Genomic DNA, 16,125 nt, shown 5'->3' on the forward strand with positions numbered 1-16,125 from the left:
CCTCAGGTAATCGTAACCTTGCAAAAGTCAGGGTTGCATATCCTCACCCGGTCGGCAAAGGTGGGCGTGGATCGATCGCACGGCCCGCGACGATCGCGAGCTCATCGACTCTCCGCCCGTTCTCCGACATGAGGTTCATCCATGCGCGTCGTCACCTTCGGCTACCAGACGTGGGGGCACAAGACCCTCGAGGCCCTCATCGACTCGCGACACGACGTCGTGTTGTCGGTGACCCATCCGCCGAGTGAGCATTCCTACGAGACGATCTGGTCGGACTCGGTCGAGGAGTTGGCCCGCGCGCACGACATCCCCGTCCATCTGGCCCAGCGGCCGGATGCCGACCTGATCGCCCGGGTCAAGGCCGCCGAACCCGACATCATCGTGGCCAACAACTGGCGGACGTGGCTGCCGAGCGAGCTCTTCGACCTCCCGCCCCACGGCACGCTCAACCTGCACGACTCGCTGCTGCCCAAGTTCACCGGCTTCTCACCGGTCATCTGGGCGCTGATCAGTGGGGAGTCCGAGGTGGGTCTGACCGCGCACCGGATGGACGACGGCCTCGACACCGGAGACATCGTGCTGCAGAAGTCGGTGCCGATCACCTCGACGTCGACCGCGACGGAACTCGTGCGCGCCACCATCGACATCATCCCGGAGGTGCTCACCGAGGCGCTGGAGTTGATCGAGACCGGCACCGCGGTGTGGACCCCTCAGGATCTCGCCGCGCGGACCTTCTTCCACAAGCGTGCCGACAGCGACTCGCGCATCGACTGGACATGGCCGGCAGACCAGATCGACCGGCTGATCCGGGCACAGTCCGATCCGTACCCGAATGCCTACACGCATTTCCGGGGGGAGCGGATTCGGGTGACGAAAGCCTCGGTGTCGCAATGCATCTACGGCGGTACTCCCGGCCGTGTCTTCATCCACGAGGGCGACGGGATGGTGATCGTCGCCGGTGCGGACGCCCATCTCGGCCGCAACCGGGGTCTGGTGATCGAGCGACTGCGCACCGACGACGGGGTGGAGCACGACGGGAAGAGGTTCTTCCCGCACGGGGGCGGCTACCTCGGCTGAACCGGCAGCGCCGGCCCGGTCTCGGCTCCGCCGTCGGTCGTGCCCTCTCGGGCGCGACACTCAGGCGCGACCTTTCAGACCGTCACCTCGTTCAGCACACCGGTGGCCACGTCGAACACGAATCCGCGCAGCGAGCTCGTCTTGGTGATGAATGGGCTGTTCGTGATCCGGGTGATCGACTGTCGGACGTCCTCATCGGGATCTCCGAACGCCTCGGCCGCCCATTCGGGCTTCTGTCCGGTCTCGGTCTGGATGTCGCGCTTGAAGTCGTCGTCGGTGAAGGTCAGCATCCCGCAGTCGGTGTGATGGATGAGGATGATCTCGGTGGTGCCCAGCAGTCGCTGACTGATGGCGAGACTCCGGATCTCGTCGTCGGTGACGACGCCGCCGGCGTTGCGGATCACGTGCGCCTCCCCGTCCTTCAGTCCCAGGATCCGATAGACATCGAGTCGTGCGTCCATGCAGGCGACCACCGCGACATGTCGACTCGGGGGAAGCGGAAGGGGACCGGAGAACGACTTCGCGTACTGGGCGTTGTTGGCCAGGTATTCGTCCGTGACACTCATGCGTCGATGTCTATATGTCCGGGCATCCCGGCGTGAGGGTTGGGCCCAGGGTGAGGAAAACCCGTGCGTGTGGTCAGCGCCAGTCAGTGAGCAGTTCGGTGGCCCGTTCGGCGAGATTCATCTGCCACAGCGGTCCGAAGCTGACCCGGCCGACACCCAGCTCGGCGAAGTGAGCGCGGGAGCCCTGCGCGGGATTGCCGATCGCGTTCACCGGCAGCGGCAGTTCGGCGGTCAGCCGGCGCTGGACGTCGTCGGAGTGGAAGCCCACGGGATACAGCGATCGCGCCCCGGCGTCGGCGCACAGGCGCAGTCGCGAGATGGCGAGGTCGACACGGTCGGCCTCCTCGCCGACCTGCTTGAGGAACACGTCGGTGCGAGCGTTGACGACCAGCGGCACTCCGGCGCCGTCGGCCGCCTGGCGGAGTGCGCCGACGAGATCGGCGTGTTCGGTGGCCTCGCGAAGCCGCCCGCCCTCGGAGTGCACGGTGTCCTCGATGTTGAGTCCGACGGCACCGGCGTCGAGAAGTCCCTCGATGAGGCGTTCAGGGGTCTCCCCGTACCCCGATTCGATGTCGACGGACAACGGGACGTCGACCGCGCCGCTGATCTGGCGCACCCGGGTGAGCAGTTCGTCGAACGTCATGCCCTCGTTGTCCGCGCGTCCGATCGAATCCGCCACCGGATGGCTGCCGATGGTCAGCGCGGCGAATCCGCCCTCGACCGCCAGTCCGGCCGACCAGGCGTCCCACACGGTGGGAAAGACGCCGGGATCGCCCGGACGGTGCAGATCGAGCAGTGCCTGTGCCGAGGTCGCGAGATCACGAGTTGCCATCGAGGGAGCCCTTCACGTCGTTGAGTACCAACCATGCTGCCGACAATCCTGCTCCGCCGTACCAGATCTGGTCGTCGACTGCGAGAACCCGTTTCCAGGTCGGCGCACCCATGTCGAGCCAGCGGTCGCTCTCGAGGACCTCCTTGCCGTGTTCCAGGCCGCGGTCACCCTGGAAGCTGACGTAGATGAGGTCGCCATCCGCGTCCGTGAAGTTCTTGTCGGTGACCGTGAACGACTGCGGCGACCGTTGCGATTCGGGGCGCTGCACACCGATGTCAGCGAGGATCCCGCCGGCGAACGAGCCGGTACCGGCGATCATCTCCGAGTCGCCGGTGAACCGGACGAGCGACACCTGATTGTGTTGCGCATCCATGCGCAGTCCCGTCTTCTGGGCCTCGGTCCGGAACTCCTCGAGTAACCGGGCGCCGGTCTCCGGGCGACCGAGGCCGTCGGCGACGGACTGGAATCGCGCCTGCCAGTCGGCCGACGGTGCGACAGTGACGACCCGGGCGTCCGGGAAGGCGGTCGAGGAGCCGGTGGTCCGGGGTGTCGTGAGGACGACGTCGGGCGCCGCCGCCGACGCCGCTGCGGCATCCGGGGTGCTCCCGATCGTGGGCACCGAGGTGAGTTGGGGCCCGAGGTAGGCCGGAACCGAGCCGGGGCCGGCGGTGACGGCGACGACCTCGGGACCGAGGCCGAGGGCGCAGACGGCGTCGAGCAACGACGGGTCGGTGACGACGATGCGTGTGACATCGGTCTGTCCGGCGTCGGGGGCGGTCGGTGCCAGGCAGGTCTTCGACAGGTCGCGGTCGGCGTTGACGATGTTCACCTCGGCGACGCGGGTGGTGACCGTCGAGATGGGTGACCCGTCGGGTGTGGTGAGCGGTCCCTCCTCGCTGCAGCCGGCGAGTACGGCGACCGCACAGGCCGTCACGGCGATCGCCCGGGGGACGACCCCAGGCGTGCGGAGACGGCGGGTGGGACGGACCGTGTGAACCGGGGTTTCGCCGCTGCGCTGCACGCGAACACGCTAGCACCGGCGCGACCGTGCACCTCCTGTGCGCACACGGGTGCCGCGGAGGGTGGTCGGCAGACCCGCTCACAGGCCCCGCGAGTCGCCCGTCCCAGATACCCTGAACTGGGTGTTTCCCACCGTCCCGGAATGAAATACGACGGATCGTAGGACCCGTTCGGCCACCGCCCCTTCGAGGGTTTAGGATCAGTAACCAGCGCTCGTTTTGTTCATGTGGCGACCGAGGGGAAACGGCAGGTGACCGGCCCCGTTGGTTGCGCAACGAGGAGGATCTGTGACCGCGGTCGACCAGCCCACCACGCAAGTGGCTCCAGTGCGTCCCTTTCCGGAGCGCTATCAGCCCAAGGGTTCGTTCATCTACAAGCTGATCACCACCACCGATCACAAGCTGATCGGCATGATGTACATCACCGCCTGCTTTGCGTTCTTCCTGATCGGCGGTCTGATGGCGCTGCTGATGCGCGGCGAGCTCGCCCACCCGGGCATGCAGTTCCTGTCCACCGAGCAGTTCAACCAACTGTTCACCATGCACGGCACGGTGATGCTGCTGTTCTATGCGACGCCGATCGTCATCGGATTCGCGAACTTCGTCCTGCCGCTGCAGATCGGTTCGCCCGATGTCGCTTTCCCGCGACTCAACGCTTTCGGCTTCTGGCTGTTCGTGTTCGGCGCGTCGATCGCCCTGGCCGGCTTCCTGACGCCGGGCGGCGCCGCCGACTTCGGTTGGACCGCGTACACCCCGCTGACCGATGCCATCCATTCGCCGGGCGTCGGAGCCGACCTCTGGATCATGGGTCTGGGTGTGAGTGGTCTGGGCACCATCCTCGGTGGCGTGAACATGGTGACCACCGTCGTCTGCCTGCGTGCTCCCGGCATGACCATGTTCCGCATGCCGATCTTCACCTGGAACATCCTCGTCACCAGCGTGCTGATCCTGCTCGTGTTCCCGCTGCTGACCGCGGCCCTGCTCGGCCTGGAGGTCGATCGCCAGTTCGGCGCCCACCTGTATGACCCCGCCAACGGCGGTGTGATCCTGTGGCAGCACCTGTTCTGGTTCTTCGGTCACCCCGAGGTGTACGTCATCGCGCTCCCGTTCTTCGGCATCGTGTCCGAGGTGTTCCCGGTGTTCGCGCGGAAGCCGATCTTCGGTTACTCCGGCCTGGTGTACGCGACGTTGTCGATCGCCGCTCTGTCGGTGGCCGTGTGGGCACACCACATGTACGTGACGGGCGCTGTGTTGCTTCCGTTCTTCTCCTTCATGACGTTCCTCATCGCGGTCCCGACCGGTGTGAAGTTCTTCAACTGGATCGGCACGATGTGGCGAGGGAACATGACGTTCGAGACTCCGATGCTGTTCTCGGTGGGCTTCATCGTGACGTTCCTCTTCGGTGGCCTCACCGGTGTGTTGCTCGCCAGCCCGCCGCTGGACTTCCACCTGTCCGACAGCTACTTCGTGGTCGCGCACTTCCACTACGTGCTCTTCGGCACCATCGTGTTCGCCACCTACGCGGGCATCTACTTCTGGTTCCCGAAGATGACCGGACGCATGCTCGACGAACGGCTCGGCAAGATCCACTTCTGGCTGACGTTCATCGGCTTCCACACCACGTTCCTGGTTCAGCACTGGCTGGGCAACGAGGGGATGCCGCGCCGGTACGCCGACTACCTGCCGTCGGATGGCTTCACGACGCTCAACATGATCTCCACCGTGGGCGCCTTCATCCTGGGCCTGTCGACGTTGCCGTTCCTGTGGAACGTCTTCCGCAGCTACCGCTACGGCGAGGTCGTCACGGTCGACGACCCGTGGGGCTTCGGCAACTCGCTCGAGTGGGCCACCAGCTGCCCGCCGCCGCGGCACAACTTCACCGAGCTGCCCCGTATCCGGTCGGAGCGCCCGGCGTTCGAGCTGCACTATCCGCACATGATCGAGCGGATGCGCGCCGAGGCGCACGTGGGGCCGGGTCACGGCCACGAGAGCGAGGCCGTCGAGGACACCCGTCGTGGTCCGCTGACGACCGGCACTCACGAGGCGTCCGGGGACCCGGATCCGCGCTGACGCCCCGGGCGAACGCGAACACGTGGCGAAAGAACCAGGCGACACCACCGTTCTGATCACCGTCACCGGGCCGGACAAGCCCGGGGTCACCTCGGTACTCATGGGTGCCCTGGCCGGCGAACGGGTGAGCCTGCTCGACGTCGAGCAGGTGGTCATCAGAGGACGACTCACCCTGGGTGTGCTCGTCGCGGCGGTCGGGGATCCGGAACGACTCCAAGAGGTCGTCGAGCAGGCGATGGCCTCGATCGGCATCGACGTGATTGTCGAGGTCGGGGCCGCGAGCGCCGGCCGTCGTCCGGCCAGTCACGCGGTCGTCGTCCTGGGAAGTCCGGTCACCGCAAAGGCATTTCGTGCCATCGCCGCGGAACTCGCCGGGCAGGGTACCAACATCGACTCGATCCGCGGGGTCGCCGACTACCCGCTGACCGGCCTGGAACTCATGGTCAGCACCGGTCGTGACGGCGTCGCCGCCGACTCCGCGCTCCGCAAGGGACTCGCCGCCGTGGCCGCCGGCCACGGGGTCGACATCGCGATCGAACGAGGCGGCCTCGCGCGGCGCGCCAAGCGGGTGATCGTGTTCGACGTCGACTCGACACTCATCCAGGGTGAGGTCATCGAGATGCTCGCCGCACGTGCCGGTCGCGAGGCGGAGGTCGCTGCGGTGACCGAGGCGGCGATGCGCGGCGAACTCGACTTCACCGAATCGCTGCATCAGCGGGTCGCCGTTCTCGCCGGCCTCGACGCCGCGGTCATCGACGACGTGGCCGGTTCGTTGCAACTCACGCCCGGTGCACGGACCACCATCCGCACCCTGCATCGGCTCGGTTACCACTGCGGCGTGGTGTCGGGCGGCTTCCGACAGGTGATCGACGGCCTCGCGCACGAACTCGAACTGGACTTCGTCCGCGCCAACACCCTCGAGATCGTCGACGGCAAGCTCACCGGCCGCGTCGTCGGCGACGTGATCGACCGGGCGGGCAAGGCGAAAGCGTTGCGCGCGTTCGCCGATCAGGTCGGGGTGCCGATGGAACAGACGATCGCCGTCGGCGACGGCGCCAACGACATCGACATGCTCAGCGTGGCCGGACTCGGCATCGCCTTCAACGCGAAGCCCGCGTTGCGGGAGGTCGCAGACGCGGCGCTGAGCCATCCGTTCCTCGATGCCGTGCTGTTCATCCTCGGCGTCACGCGCGACGAGATCGAGGCGGCCGATGCGGCGGACGGTGTGCTGCGCCGTGTACCACTTGCCTGACGCTGTCGTGAATCTTCTATCGGCTGCCGACCTGGGGGCGCGATGATCATGGTGTGCGATCCGACGACGAGAGGACACCCTGATGACCACCACCGACCCCATCGCCGACCTCGCGATGGTCACGCTCGACTGCGCCGACGCCCAGGTCTCCGCCGAGTTCTGGTCCGCCGTGCTCGGTTGGGAGATCACCGCTTCCGGCGACGGATACGCCATGCTGAAGGCGGCGGGCGTTCCGGCGCTCGGATTCGGCTCCGTTCCCGACTATCGGCCACCTGCATGGCCGAACCAGCACGGCAGCAAGCAGTTCCACTTCGACCTCGCGGTCGCCGACCTCGACGACGGAGCGGCCCGGTGTGTCGCGTTGGGCGCGACGGTGCCAGATGATCAACCCGGCGAGACATGGCGTGTGCTGCTCGATCCGGGCGGACATCCGTTCTGCCTCACCAGGGCCGAGAACTGGGGGTGACCCGGCTTGACCGATGCCGCAACGGAATCCGACGCCGACGGTGACGACACCGGTCGATTCGATGACGTGTACCGACGACTCGTCGGCTATGTGGGTGGTGGTGATGATCCCGCCGATCCCGCCGATGTGCTCGCCATGCAGGTGGTCGTGCGGATCGAGAAGACGCAACCGCCGGCCCGCGCCGACCTGCTCGGCGCGGCCGCTCGGGCCGCCGTCCTGTTGTGCCTCGACGACCGTGCCGGTGGTGACGGTCCGTGGGCCGCTCCGATGGCGGCGTGGTGCGATGCTCGTATCCGGAAGATCGCCCGCCGAGCTCGCGGGGCGCAATGGGCTGCCGCGCAGGAGGTCTGGGGGCTGACCGCTACCGACGGCGGCGGACAGGCGCGTGCGATCGTGCCCGGCCGGGTCGGCGACGTGGACCGGCGGATCTCTCGTCTGCAGATCGGCGGGACCGAGGTCGACGGCACGCTCCCGAGCGATCCGCCCGGACACGGCGTGTGTCTGTGGATGAATCCTGATCTCGACATGTCGGTCGGAAAGGCCGCGGCACAGGTCGGTCACGGCTCGATGCTCGCGGTCACGGTGATGGATCTGCCCGCCGCTCGCGAATGGCGATCGGCCGGATGCCCTCTCGTGGTCCGGGAGGCCACCGGTGACCGGTGGCATGCGTTGCTCGAGGCCGACGGCCGGGGTGAAGCTGTCGCTGTTCGCGATGCAGGCTTCACCGAGGTCGCGCCGGGTTCGGTGACGGTCATCGCGGAGGTGATCGGGTGACCGCCGACGAACGGCTGCCGGACTGGGCGCGCGGCCTGGGATTGAACCCCCACCCGGAGGGCGGTTGGTTCCGGGAGACGTGGCGCAGCGCGGACACCATCCCCGTGGCCGTGTTGCCGGAGGGTTATCCGGGCGACCGTGTGGGTGGCACCGCCATCCTGTTCCTGCTGCTGCCGGGTGAGCAGTCGGCGTGGCACACCGTGCGGGGAGCGGAGCTCTGGATGCACCATCGGGGGTCGGCGGTGCTGCTCGAACTCGGCGGCGACGACGATCGACCGGGTGTCCCGGACGGCGTCGTCGTGGGCCCGCACGTCGAGGTCGCGCAGCAACCACAGACGGTCGTCCCACCGGGGGTCTGGCAACGTGCGCGTCCGGTGGGAGACGAGCCTGCGCTGGTCAGTTGCGTGGTCGTGCCGGGCTTCGACTTCGCGGACTTCCGGCTCGAGCCACCCCGCTGATCCCCGCCGCAGTGGGTCAGTCGCCGGCAGGTGACAGCGACCGCGCCGGTGCGATGTGCGCCAACGTGTTCCGCCAGATCTCCCGGTCCGGGGCGATGGAGGCGACGATGAGCTCGTCGGCATCGGCGTGCCCGGCGAACCACTCGAGGTAGTGGTGCACCTCCGTCGGCGTGCCGACGCCCGCGTAGGTCATCATCGAGTCGATCTGACGACCCTGTGGCATATCGAGGATCATGTCGGCCTCCTCGTCGGTGAAGCGGCGGCCGTTGCGGCCGAAGAGCGCGTTGACGCGATGCCGTTTCGCCAGCCGCAGTTGTTCGTGCGCCACCGACGCGTCGTCGTCGGCGATCACGCAGACCCCCGCGATCACGTACGGCGCCTCGAGCTGGTCCGAGGGCTGGAACTCGCGCCGGTAGAGCGCGACCGCCTCCTCGAGAGCCTGCGGCGCGAAATGCGACGCGAAGGCGTACGGGAGGCCGAGGGTGGCGGCGAGCTGTGCCCCGAACAGAGACGACCCGAGGATGTAGAGGGGAACGTTCGTACCGGCACCGGGAGTGGCATCGACGCCCTCGACGCGCGACTGACCGCGGAGGTAGCCCTGCAACTCGAGGACATCCGACGGGAAGCTGTCCGCCGAGGCCATCGTCCGGCGCAGCGCCGAGAACGTCTGCTGATCGCCACCGGGCGCGCGACCGAGGCCGAGATCGATGCGACCCGGGTGCAGTTCCGCCAGGGTGCCGAACTGTTCCGCGATCGCCAGCGGTGAATGGTTCGGCAGCATCACCCCGCCCGCGCCGAGTCGGATCGACTCGGTGTTCGCCGCGACGTGCGCGATCAGGACCGCGGGGGCTGCCGAGGCGATGCTGGACATGTTGTGGTGCTCTGCGTACCAGATGCGTCGGTAGCCCCAGCCCTCGGCACGACGGGCCATGTCCACGCTCGCGGCGAAACTGTTCCCGACACTCTCGCCGGTACCGACTTGGGCGAGGTCGAGGATCGACAGATCAACACTCATGTGAAGGTCAAGGCGATGTCGTCGTCTCTTATTCCGTCCCGATGTATTCCGTTGTCGCCGAGCACGTGTCGCATGGGTTCGCGCGGCCGGACCACCGGTGGTGCACGATAGGGGAGTGACCGACGAGAGTGCTGCGATCAGCGACGTGTACGAATCCGATCCCGACCTGCTGGTCGACTTCAGGGACGTGACCCTCGTTCGTGGCGGGAACACCCTGGTCGGTCCGGTCACCTGGCAGGTCGAGCTCGATGAGCGCTGGGTGGTGATCGGTCCGAACGGTGCCGGGAAGACGTCGCTGATGCGTCTGGCGGCTGCTCAGGAGCACCCCACGTCGGGTACCGCGTTCGTCCTCACCGAGGAACTCGGCAAGGTCGAGTTGCGCGAACTGTCCACCCGGATCGGCGTCTCGAGTGCGGCGCTCGCCGAGCGCGTCCCCGCCGGCGAGGTAGTCAGTGACGTGGTCATCTCCGCCGGCTACGCCGTGATGGGCCGCTGGCGTGAGCGCTACGACGACGTCGACCGCGCGCAGGCGGTGGAATCACTGGAGTCGATGGGTGCCGAACATCTGGCGGATCGCCTGTTCGGCACCCTGTCCGAAGGCGAACGCAAGCGTGTGCTGATCGCCCGGGCGTTGATGACGGACCCGGAACTGCTCCTGCTCGACGAGCCGGCCGCCGGACTGGACCTCGGCGGGCGCGAGGAGCTGGTCGACCGGCTCGGCCGTCTCGCCTCGGACCCGGAGGCCCCGGCCATCGTCCTCATCACCCATCACGTGGAGGAGATCCCCGACGGTTTCACCCACGCACTGCTGCTGTCCGAGGGTGACATCGTCGATCAGGGTCTGCTCGAGGATGTGCTCACCGGCAAGAACCTCTCGACCGCGTTCCGACAGCAGATCACCCTCGACAAGGTCGACGGCCGATACTTCGCGCGCCGCACCCGTCGGGCCGGCGGCCATCGGCGTGCGGCGGACTGAACCGCGGAGGCTAATGTCGAGGCGATCGCCCGTCGAGGAGGAGATGTTTCGTCATGGCCACATCGGAGTCCCCTGCGCCCGCACCGCTGCGTGATGCGGCGACCGTCGTGTTGGTCCGCGACACCGCGAGCGGCATCGAGGTGTTCCTGCAGCGCAGGGTGAAGCAGATGGCCTTTGCCGGCGGCATGACAGTGTTCCCGGGAGGCGGTGTCGATCCCCGGGATGCCGAGGTCGACCTCGGGTGGACGGGCCCGGACGCGCAGTGGTGGGCCGATGCCTTCGGCACCGACGCCGACACCGCGAAGGCGCTGGTCTGCGCGGCGGTCCGGGAGACCTTCGAGGAGTGCGGGGTACTGCTGGCGACCGGTTCCGACGGCTCGTCCCCGGAACCGCAGACGTTCGCCGCACAACGTACCCAGCTCGTCGACAAGTCGTTGTCGCTCGCGGATTTCTTCGGGGCACAGCAGTTGACCCTGCGTGCGGACCTGCTACGGCCGTTCGCGCACTGGATCACCCCGGTCAACGAGAAGCGACGCTACGACACCCGGTTCTTCGTCGCGGCGCTGCCCGACGGCCAGGACCCCGACGATCAGACGAGTGAGGCGGAGGTCGCACGGTGGATCGGTGCGCAGGACGCCCTCGATGCGTGGGCAGCGGGCCTGCATTTCCTGCTCCCGCCGACATGGGCGCAACTGACCGCGATCGCTGAATACGATTCAGTCGCCGATCTGCTCGCCGCCACTCATGAGATCGAGCCCATCCAGCCGTCGATCACGCCCGGCGCCGGTCTTTCCGGCTTGAGTTTCGCGGGCTCTGATCGCTACTTCGCGACGCTCGGTGAGCAGAAGGCCCCCGACATCACGCTGTAGTCGACCTCACGCGGTAGTCGACCGCACGGCCGTGGCCGAGGTCCCCGGCACCTCGACCGCGTCGGTGCGGCCGGCGAACACCATCAGGATGTCGCCGACCGGGGCCTCGGCGTGGACTCGAACTGTGCGAGGTGGTCGGACGTGAGGTCGTCAGCGTCGAACAGGACTGGCGAGAACACCTGGGGGACAGCAGGTTCGAGGCCCTGCGAGACGTCCGGGTGTCTCTGCGGCAGATCACCGATCCCTGTCGATGACCTCGTCGTCGAGGTCATCGGCGGAGATGTCGTCGCGGTCGGCCCACTCCAGCAGCGTGTCGAGGCGATGCGCCACGTCGTCGATCTCTGCGTGCAGGTCCCCGATCTCCGCGAATCGCGCCGGCATCGTCGCGATCGTGAAATCGTCCGGTGCGACATCGTCGATCTCCGACCACAGGATCGGCGCCGACACGGTCGCCCGCGGATTGCCCCGCACCGAGTACGCCGAGGCCATGGTGTGGTCGCGGGTGTTCTGGTTGTAGTCGACGAAGACGGCTGCAGGATCCCGGTCCTTGCGCCACCACGTGCTCGTCACGTCGTCGGGCGCCCGTCGTTCGACCTCGCGCGCGAATGCGAGGGCGGCGCGCCGGACCTGGGGAAAGCCCCATTCGGGCTCGATCCGCACGTAAATGTGCAGTCCGCGACCGCCCGAAGTCTTCGGGAAACCCCGGATGCCGAGTTCGTCGAGCACCTCCTCCACGACGTGGGAGACGCGCTGGATGCGCGAGAACGGGCAGTCCGGCATCGGATCGAGGTCGATGCGCCACTCGTCGGGCGATTCCGGGTCGTCGCGCCGGGAGTTCCACGGATGGAACTCGACGGTCGACATCTGCACGGCCCAGATCACACTCCCGAGCTCGGTCACGCACAGTTCATCGGCGGTCCGGCCGAAGCGTGGGAACCAGAGCTCCACGGTCTCCAGCCAGTCCGGGGCGCCGGCCGGAATCCGCTTCTGGTGGACCTTCTTGCCGCTGACGCCCTTGGGGAACCGGTGCAACATGCAGGGGCGGTCCCGCAGCGCGCGGACGATGCCCTCTCCGACGGCGAGGTAGTAGTCGGCGAGATCCCGCTTGGTCTCGCCGCGCTCGGCGAAATAGACGCGGTCGGGACTCGACAGGCGGATCACCCGCTCGCCGACCTCCAACCCGATGGGTTCACCCGCGTCGCTCGAGGCCTTCGCCATGCGTCAACTCTATGGCCTGGGGGCCGAGCCGGGGAGGGATGACGGTAGCCTTCGACCATGGCTGAGTTCGTCACCCTCGAGACATCCGATGATCACCCGGGCGTGGGCACCATCCTGCTCAACCGGCCGCCGATGAACGCCCTGAATCGTCAGGTGCAGAGCGAGCTCGCCGCGGCAGCCGACGAGGCCACCCGGCGCGATGACATCAAGGCCGTCGTGGTCTACGGCGGGCCGAAGGTCCTGGCTGCGGGCGCCGACATCAAAGAGATGAACGACATGACCTATGCCGAGATGAGCAAGGTCGCCGGTCGCCTCCAGTCGGCGCTGGGCTCGATCTCCGAGATCCCCAAGCCCACGGTCGCCGCCATCACCGGTTACGCCCTGGGTGGAGGGCTCGAGGTCGCCCTCGGCGCCGATCGCCGGATCGCGGGCGACAACGCCAAGCTCGGTGTGCCCGAGGTCCTGCTGGGTGTGATCCCGGGTGGCGGCGGCACGCAGCGGCTGGCACGCCTGATCGGGCCGTCGAAGGCCAAGGACCTGATCTTCACCGGGCGGTTCGTCGGTGCCGAGGATGCGCTCGCGATCGGCCTCGTCGACGAGGTCGTGGCGCCCGACGAGGTCTACGACGCCGCCCTCGCGTGGGCCGGACAGTTCGCGAACGCGGCCTCGATTGCGCTGGCGGCCGGCAAGAAGTCCGTCGACCAGGGGTTGGGCGTGGATCTTGCCACCGGGCTCAAGATCGAGGAGCAACTCTTCGCCGCGCTGTTCGCCACCGAGGACCGTGCGATCGGAATGGCGTCCTTCGTCGAGAACGGACCGGGCAAGGCCCGGTTCACCGGCAAGTGACCCACTCACCGCGACCAACCCCGACGACGAGGAAGTAGCCGAGAGATGACGACGAACGTGACCCCGGGGACCGATCCCGAACCGAATCCGCACGCCACCGAAGACCAGGTCAAGGCCGCGCTCAGCGACACCAAGCTGGCGCAGGTGCTCTATCACGACTGGGAAGCCGAGACCTACGACGACAAGTGGTCGATCTCCTATGACGAGCGGTGCATCGACTATGCGCGCGGACGTTTCGACGCCGTCGCCGCCGATGCGGCGCTGCCGTACGGGCGGGCGATGGAACTAGGTTGTGGCACAGGATTCTTCCTTCTCAACCTCATGCAGTCCGGTGTCGCGACGAAGGGTTCGGTCACCGATCTGTCGCCCGGGATGGTGAAGGTCGCGCTGCGCAACGCGGAGAACCTCGGCCTCGACGTCGACGGCCGCGTCGCCGACGCGGAGAAGATCCCGTACGAGGACAACACGTTCGATCTCGTCGTCGGACACGCGGTGCTGCATCACATCCCGGACGTCGAGCAGGCCCTGCGCGAGGTCCTCCGCGTCCTGAAGCCGGGAGGACGGTTCGTGTTCGCCGGCGAACCGACGACCATCGGCGACTTCTACGCCCGGTGGATGAGCAGGGCCACCTGGGCTGCCGCGACCACCGTCACCAAACTCGGACCCCTGCAATCGTGGCGTCGTCCGCAGGAGGAGCTCGACGAGTCCTCACGTGCCGCGGCCCTCGAGGCGGTCGTCGACATCCACACATTCGATCCGGCCGAACTCGAGCGGCTCGCACGGAATGCTGGTGCCGTGCGGGTCGAGACGGCCACCGAAGAGCTCGCCGCTGCGATGCTCGGGTGGCCGGTACGGACGTTCGAGGCCGCCGTGCCGGCCGAGAAGCTCGGGTGGGGTTGGGCGATGTTCGCGTTCAACGGCTGGAAGCGACTGTCGTGGCTGGACGAGAAGGTCCTGCGAAAGATCGTGCCGCCGAAGTTCTTCTACAACGCGATCGTCACCGGGACCAAGCCGTAGCGGCCTGCCGGACCGGTCGGCTCAGTCGCCGACCGGGAGGAATGTCGAGGTGGCGGCCGGGATCCCGAGTACCGAGTTGATCGCCTTGTAGCCGTCGGCCGTCCTGATCAGGGTGATGCGGCTGACCGGCGGCAGTTCCGCATAGCCGCCGGTGGGGGTGTCGACGAGGGTCAACGCGGTGCCGTTGGGGCCGATCAGTGAACTGCCCTCGACGCGGTAGACGGCGCACTTCTCGTCGACCGAACTTCCGTATCGGGTCTGGATGCAGAGGTTGTAGGTGCCGTCCTCGACGTCGGCGTTCGCATGTCCCGCACCGGCGATGAGTCCGGCGCCGGACGTAGCGACGATGATGAGTGTGGCAGTGGCAGTCCGTGTCATGGTCCTGAATCTTTCCTTAGGCTTACCTAACTCGTCAATTCGCTTCCGCGGAGGGAAGGATGGTCGGCGATGGGATATCGGTTCACGCTCGACGACGTCGACTTCCTGCGGTCGCGCCACGGCTCGAAGGCGCTCTCGACCGCCGGCGAGCTCGACCTGTCGTCGTCGTCGATGCTCGGCGACGTCGGTCAGCTCCGTCGCCGGTACCCGCCATACGACGGCGCGCTGATCGAGACGATCCTGTGTCGTCGGCGCGCCCGGACGAAGCTCGCTGCGGCGCAGGACATGTTGTTCACCGACGATGCACTGCAGCAGGCTACGGCCTCCGCGGTGGCGCATCATCGTGCCGCGGAGATCGGCGATCGCTTCCCCGGCGCCGTGGTGCATGACCTCACTTGTTCGATCGGTGCCGAACTCGTCGAACTCTCCGCCTGCCCGGACCTGGCGGGTGTCATCGGCAGTGACATCGACGCGGTTCGGTTGTCGATGGCGCGACACAACACGTCGCTCGGCGGCCGCGTCCCGACCCTGTTGCGCGCCGACGCCCTGGCCCCGGTCTCGACCGCCGATGTCGTCATCGCCGATCCCGCACGGCGTTCGGGCTCCGGGCGGGTCTTCCGCCTCGATCAGCTCACCCCGCCGCTGCTCGACATGCTCAGCACGTGGGCGGGTCGTCCGCTGGTCGTGAAATGCGCTCCGGGACTGGATTATCGGGTGCTGCGGGATCGCTACGGCTTTTCCGGGCAGGTCCAGATCACCTCGCTGGACGGGGCGGTCCGCGAGGCCTGCCTGTGGACCGAGCGGGATGGTGAACCGCGGCGCCGTGCGACGGTGCTGCGGACGCGGCCGAATGCCACCGTGGGTTCCTACGAGGTGACCGATGACATCGACGATGACGTCACGGTCGGCGAGGCCGGCGAGTGGATCGTCGACCCCGACGGGGCCGTCGTGCGGGCGGGTCTCGTCCGCCAGTACGCCGCGACCCATGGACTCTGGCAACTCGACGCCCAGATCGCCTATCTGACGGGTGACTCGGTCCCCGAGGGGGAGAGGGGATTTCGTGTCATCGAGACCACGGGCGTGGCGGAGCGCGAGCTACGGCGCAGATTGTCGACGCTGGATTGCGGCACCCTGGAGATCCTCGTGCGCGGTCTGGACGTCGACCCGGACGCACTGCGGAAGCGAGTGAAGCCGAGGGGCTCACGATCCCTGTCTCTGGTACTGACCCGGATCGGTCGGAAGGGTGTCGGATTCATCTGTGAGCCCGGCGTCCGGTTCTGACCGGTGGCATC

The 16,125-nt window shown here is 67.6% G+C and carries 17 protein-coding genes; 11 read left to right on the forward strand and 6 right to left on the reverse strand.

Annotated elements, in window-relative coordinates; all coding sequences use genetic code 11:
- The first annotated feature begins 141 nt into the window (after nt 1-141).
- Complete coding sequence (locus QSJ19_RS00360) at nt 142-1,077, forward strand: methionyl-tRNA formyltransferase (RefSeq protein WP_286317708.1); 936 nt, start codon at nt 142-144, stop codon at nt 1,075-1,077.
- A gap of 74 nt (nt 1,078-1,151) precedes the next feature.
- Here the strand turns inward: QSJ19_RS00360 and QSJ19_RS00365 are convergent, their stop codons facing one another.
- The 3 genes from QSJ19_RS00365 to QSJ19_RS00375 all read right to left on the reverse strand — a co-directional run bounded on the left by QSJ19_RS00365 (nt 1,152) and on the right by QSJ19_RS00375 (nt 3,415).
- Nucleotides 1,152-1,643: a beta-class carbonic anhydrase gene (locus tag QSJ19_RS00365; protein WP_286317709.1), complete on the reverse strand. Its 492-nt coding sequence runs from the start codon at nt 1,641-1,643 to the stop codon at nt 1,152-1,154.
- A gap of 73 nt (nt 1,644-1,716) precedes the next feature.
- Entirely contained in the window at nt 1,717-2,475 is a 759-nt protein-coding gene (locus tag QSJ19_RS00370) for an isocitrate lyase/PEP mutase family protein (protein WP_286317710.1), read from the reverse strand.
- A complete protein-coding gene (locus tag QSJ19_RS00375; RefSeq protein ID WP_286318132.1) occupies nt 2,462-3,415 on the reverse strand; it encodes an ABC transporter substrate-binding protein in 954 nt (317 codons plus the stop codon). Before QSJ19_RS00375 ends, QSJ19_RS00370 begins: the two co-directional genes overlap by 14 nt.
- A 367-nt stretch (nt 3,416-3,782) precedes the next feature.
- On the opposite strand from QSJ19_RS00375, the gene ctaD reads away from it, so the two are divergent.
- From ctaD to QSJ19_RS00400, 5 genes are all read left to right on the forward strand, one after another.
- A complete protein-coding gene (gene ctaD / locus QSJ19_RS00380) occupies nt 3,783-5,564 on the forward strand; it encodes an aa3-type cytochrome oxidase subunit I (protein WP_187583450.1) in 1,782 nt (593 codons plus the stop codon).
- 22 nt (nt 5,565-5,586) lie between these two features.
- The gene (serB, locus tag QSJ19_RS00385) at nt 5,587-6,816 is read left to right on the forward strand and encodes a phosphoserine phosphatase SerB (RefSeq protein WP_286317711.1); all 1,230 of its coding nucleotides are present in this window, start codon (nt 5,587-5,589) and stop codon (nt 6,814-6,816) included.
- Nucleotides 6,817-6,898: 82 nt separating this feature from the next.
- The gene (locus tag QSJ19_RS00390) at nt 6,899-7,282 is read left to right on the forward strand and encodes a VOC family protein (protein WP_286317713.1); all 384 of its coding nucleotides are present in this window, start codon (nt 6,899-6,901) and stop codon (nt 7,280-7,282) included.
- A 6-nt stretch (nt 7,283-7,288) separates the two neighbouring features.
- Nucleotides 7,289-8,056 carry an aminoacyl-tRNA hydrolase gene (locus QSJ19_RS00395; protein ID WP_286317715.1) on the forward strand — a complete coding sequence of 256 codons (768 nt, stop codon included), beginning with the start codon at nt 7,289-7,291 and terminating at the stop codon, nt 8,054-8,056.
- On the forward strand, nt 8,053-8,514 hold the full coding sequence (locus QSJ19_RS00400; RefSeq protein WP_286317716.1) for a cupin domain-containing protein: 462 nt from the start codon (nt 8,053-8,055) through the stop codon (nt 8,512-8,514). Before QSJ19_RS00395 ends, QSJ19_RS00400 begins: the two co-directional genes overlap by 4 nt.
- 16 nt (nt 8,515-8,530) lie before the next feature.
- Here the strand turns inward: QSJ19_RS00400 and QSJ19_RS00405 are convergent, their stop codons facing one another.
- A complete protein-coding gene (locus QSJ19_RS00405; RefSeq protein ID WP_286317717.1) occupies nt 8,531-9,529 on the reverse strand; it encodes an LLM class flavin-dependent oxidoreductase in 999 nt (332 codons plus the stop codon).
- A gap of 145 nt (nt 9,530-9,674) precedes the next feature.
- On the opposite strand from QSJ19_RS00405, the gene QSJ19_RS00410 reads away from it, so the two are divergent.
- Nucleotides 9,675-10,505 carry an ABC transporter ATP-binding protein gene (locus tag QSJ19_RS00410; RefSeq protein ID WP_286318133.1) on the forward strand — a complete coding sequence of 277 codons (831 nt, stop codon included), beginning with the start codon at nt 9,675-9,677 and terminating at the stop codon, nt 10,503-10,505.
- A gap of 53 nt (nt 10,506-10,558) precedes the next feature.
- Nucleotides 10,559-11,374 carry an NUDIX hydrolase gene (locus tag QSJ19_RS00415; protein WP_286317718.1) on the forward strand — a complete coding sequence of 272 codons (816 nt, stop codon included), beginning with the start codon at nt 10,559-10,561 and terminating at the stop codon, nt 11,372-11,374.
- A 234-nt stretch (nt 11,375-11,608) separates the two neighbouring features.
- On the opposite strand, the gene ligD is transcribed toward QSJ19_RS00415, so the two are convergent.
- Nucleotides 11,609-12,592, reverse strand: a complete 984-nt coding sequence (ligD, locus tag QSJ19_RS00420; RefSeq protein WP_286317719.1) for a non-homologous end-joining DNA ligase — start codon at nt 12,590-12,592, stop codon at nt 11,609-11,611.
- Between the two features lie 57 nt (nt 12,593-12,649).
- Here ligD and QSJ19_RS00425 point away from each other — a divergent pair, with 57 nt between their 5' ends.
- Both QSJ19_RS00425 and QSJ19_RS00430 read left to right on the forward strand, forming a co-directional pair.
- Nucleotides 12,650-13,438, forward strand: coding sequence for an enoyl-CoA hydratase/isomerase family protein (locus tag QSJ19_RS00425; RefSeq protein WP_286317720.1), 789 nt, complete (start codon nt 12,650-12,652; stop codon nt 13,436-13,438).
- Between the two features lie 45 nt (nt 13,439-13,483).
- Nucleotides 13,484-14,455: a class I SAM-dependent methyltransferase gene (locus tag QSJ19_RS00430; RefSeq protein WP_286317721.1), complete on the forward strand. Its 972-nt coding sequence runs from the start codon at nt 13,484-13,486 to the stop codon at nt 14,453-14,455.
- A 21-nt stretch (nt 14,456-14,476) separates the two neighbouring features.
- On the opposite strand, the gene QSJ19_RS00435 is transcribed toward QSJ19_RS00430, so the two are convergent.
- Nucleotides 14,477-14,833 carry a hypothetical protein gene (locus tag QSJ19_RS00435; protein ID WP_286317722.1) on the reverse strand — a complete coding sequence of 119 codons (357 nt, stop codon included), beginning with the start codon at nt 14,831-14,833 and terminating at the stop codon, nt 14,477-14,479.
- A gap of 69 nt (nt 14,834-14,902) precedes the next feature.
- Here QSJ19_RS00435 and QSJ19_RS00440 point away from each other — a divergent pair, with 69 nt between their 5' ends.
- Nucleotides 14,903-16,114: a THUMP-like domain-containing protein gene (locus QSJ19_RS00440; RefSeq protein WP_286317723.1), complete on the forward strand. Its 1,212-nt coding sequence runs from the start codon at nt 14,903-14,905 to the stop codon at nt 16,112-16,114.
- Nucleotides 16,115-16,125 lie beyond the last annotated feature (11 nt).

It is taken from the genome of Gordonia sp. ABSL11-1, assembly GCF_030315685.1.
In the GTDB taxonomy this organism is placed as follows: domain Bacteria; phylum Actinomycetota; class Actinomycetes; order Mycobacteriales; family Mycobacteriaceae; genus Gordonia.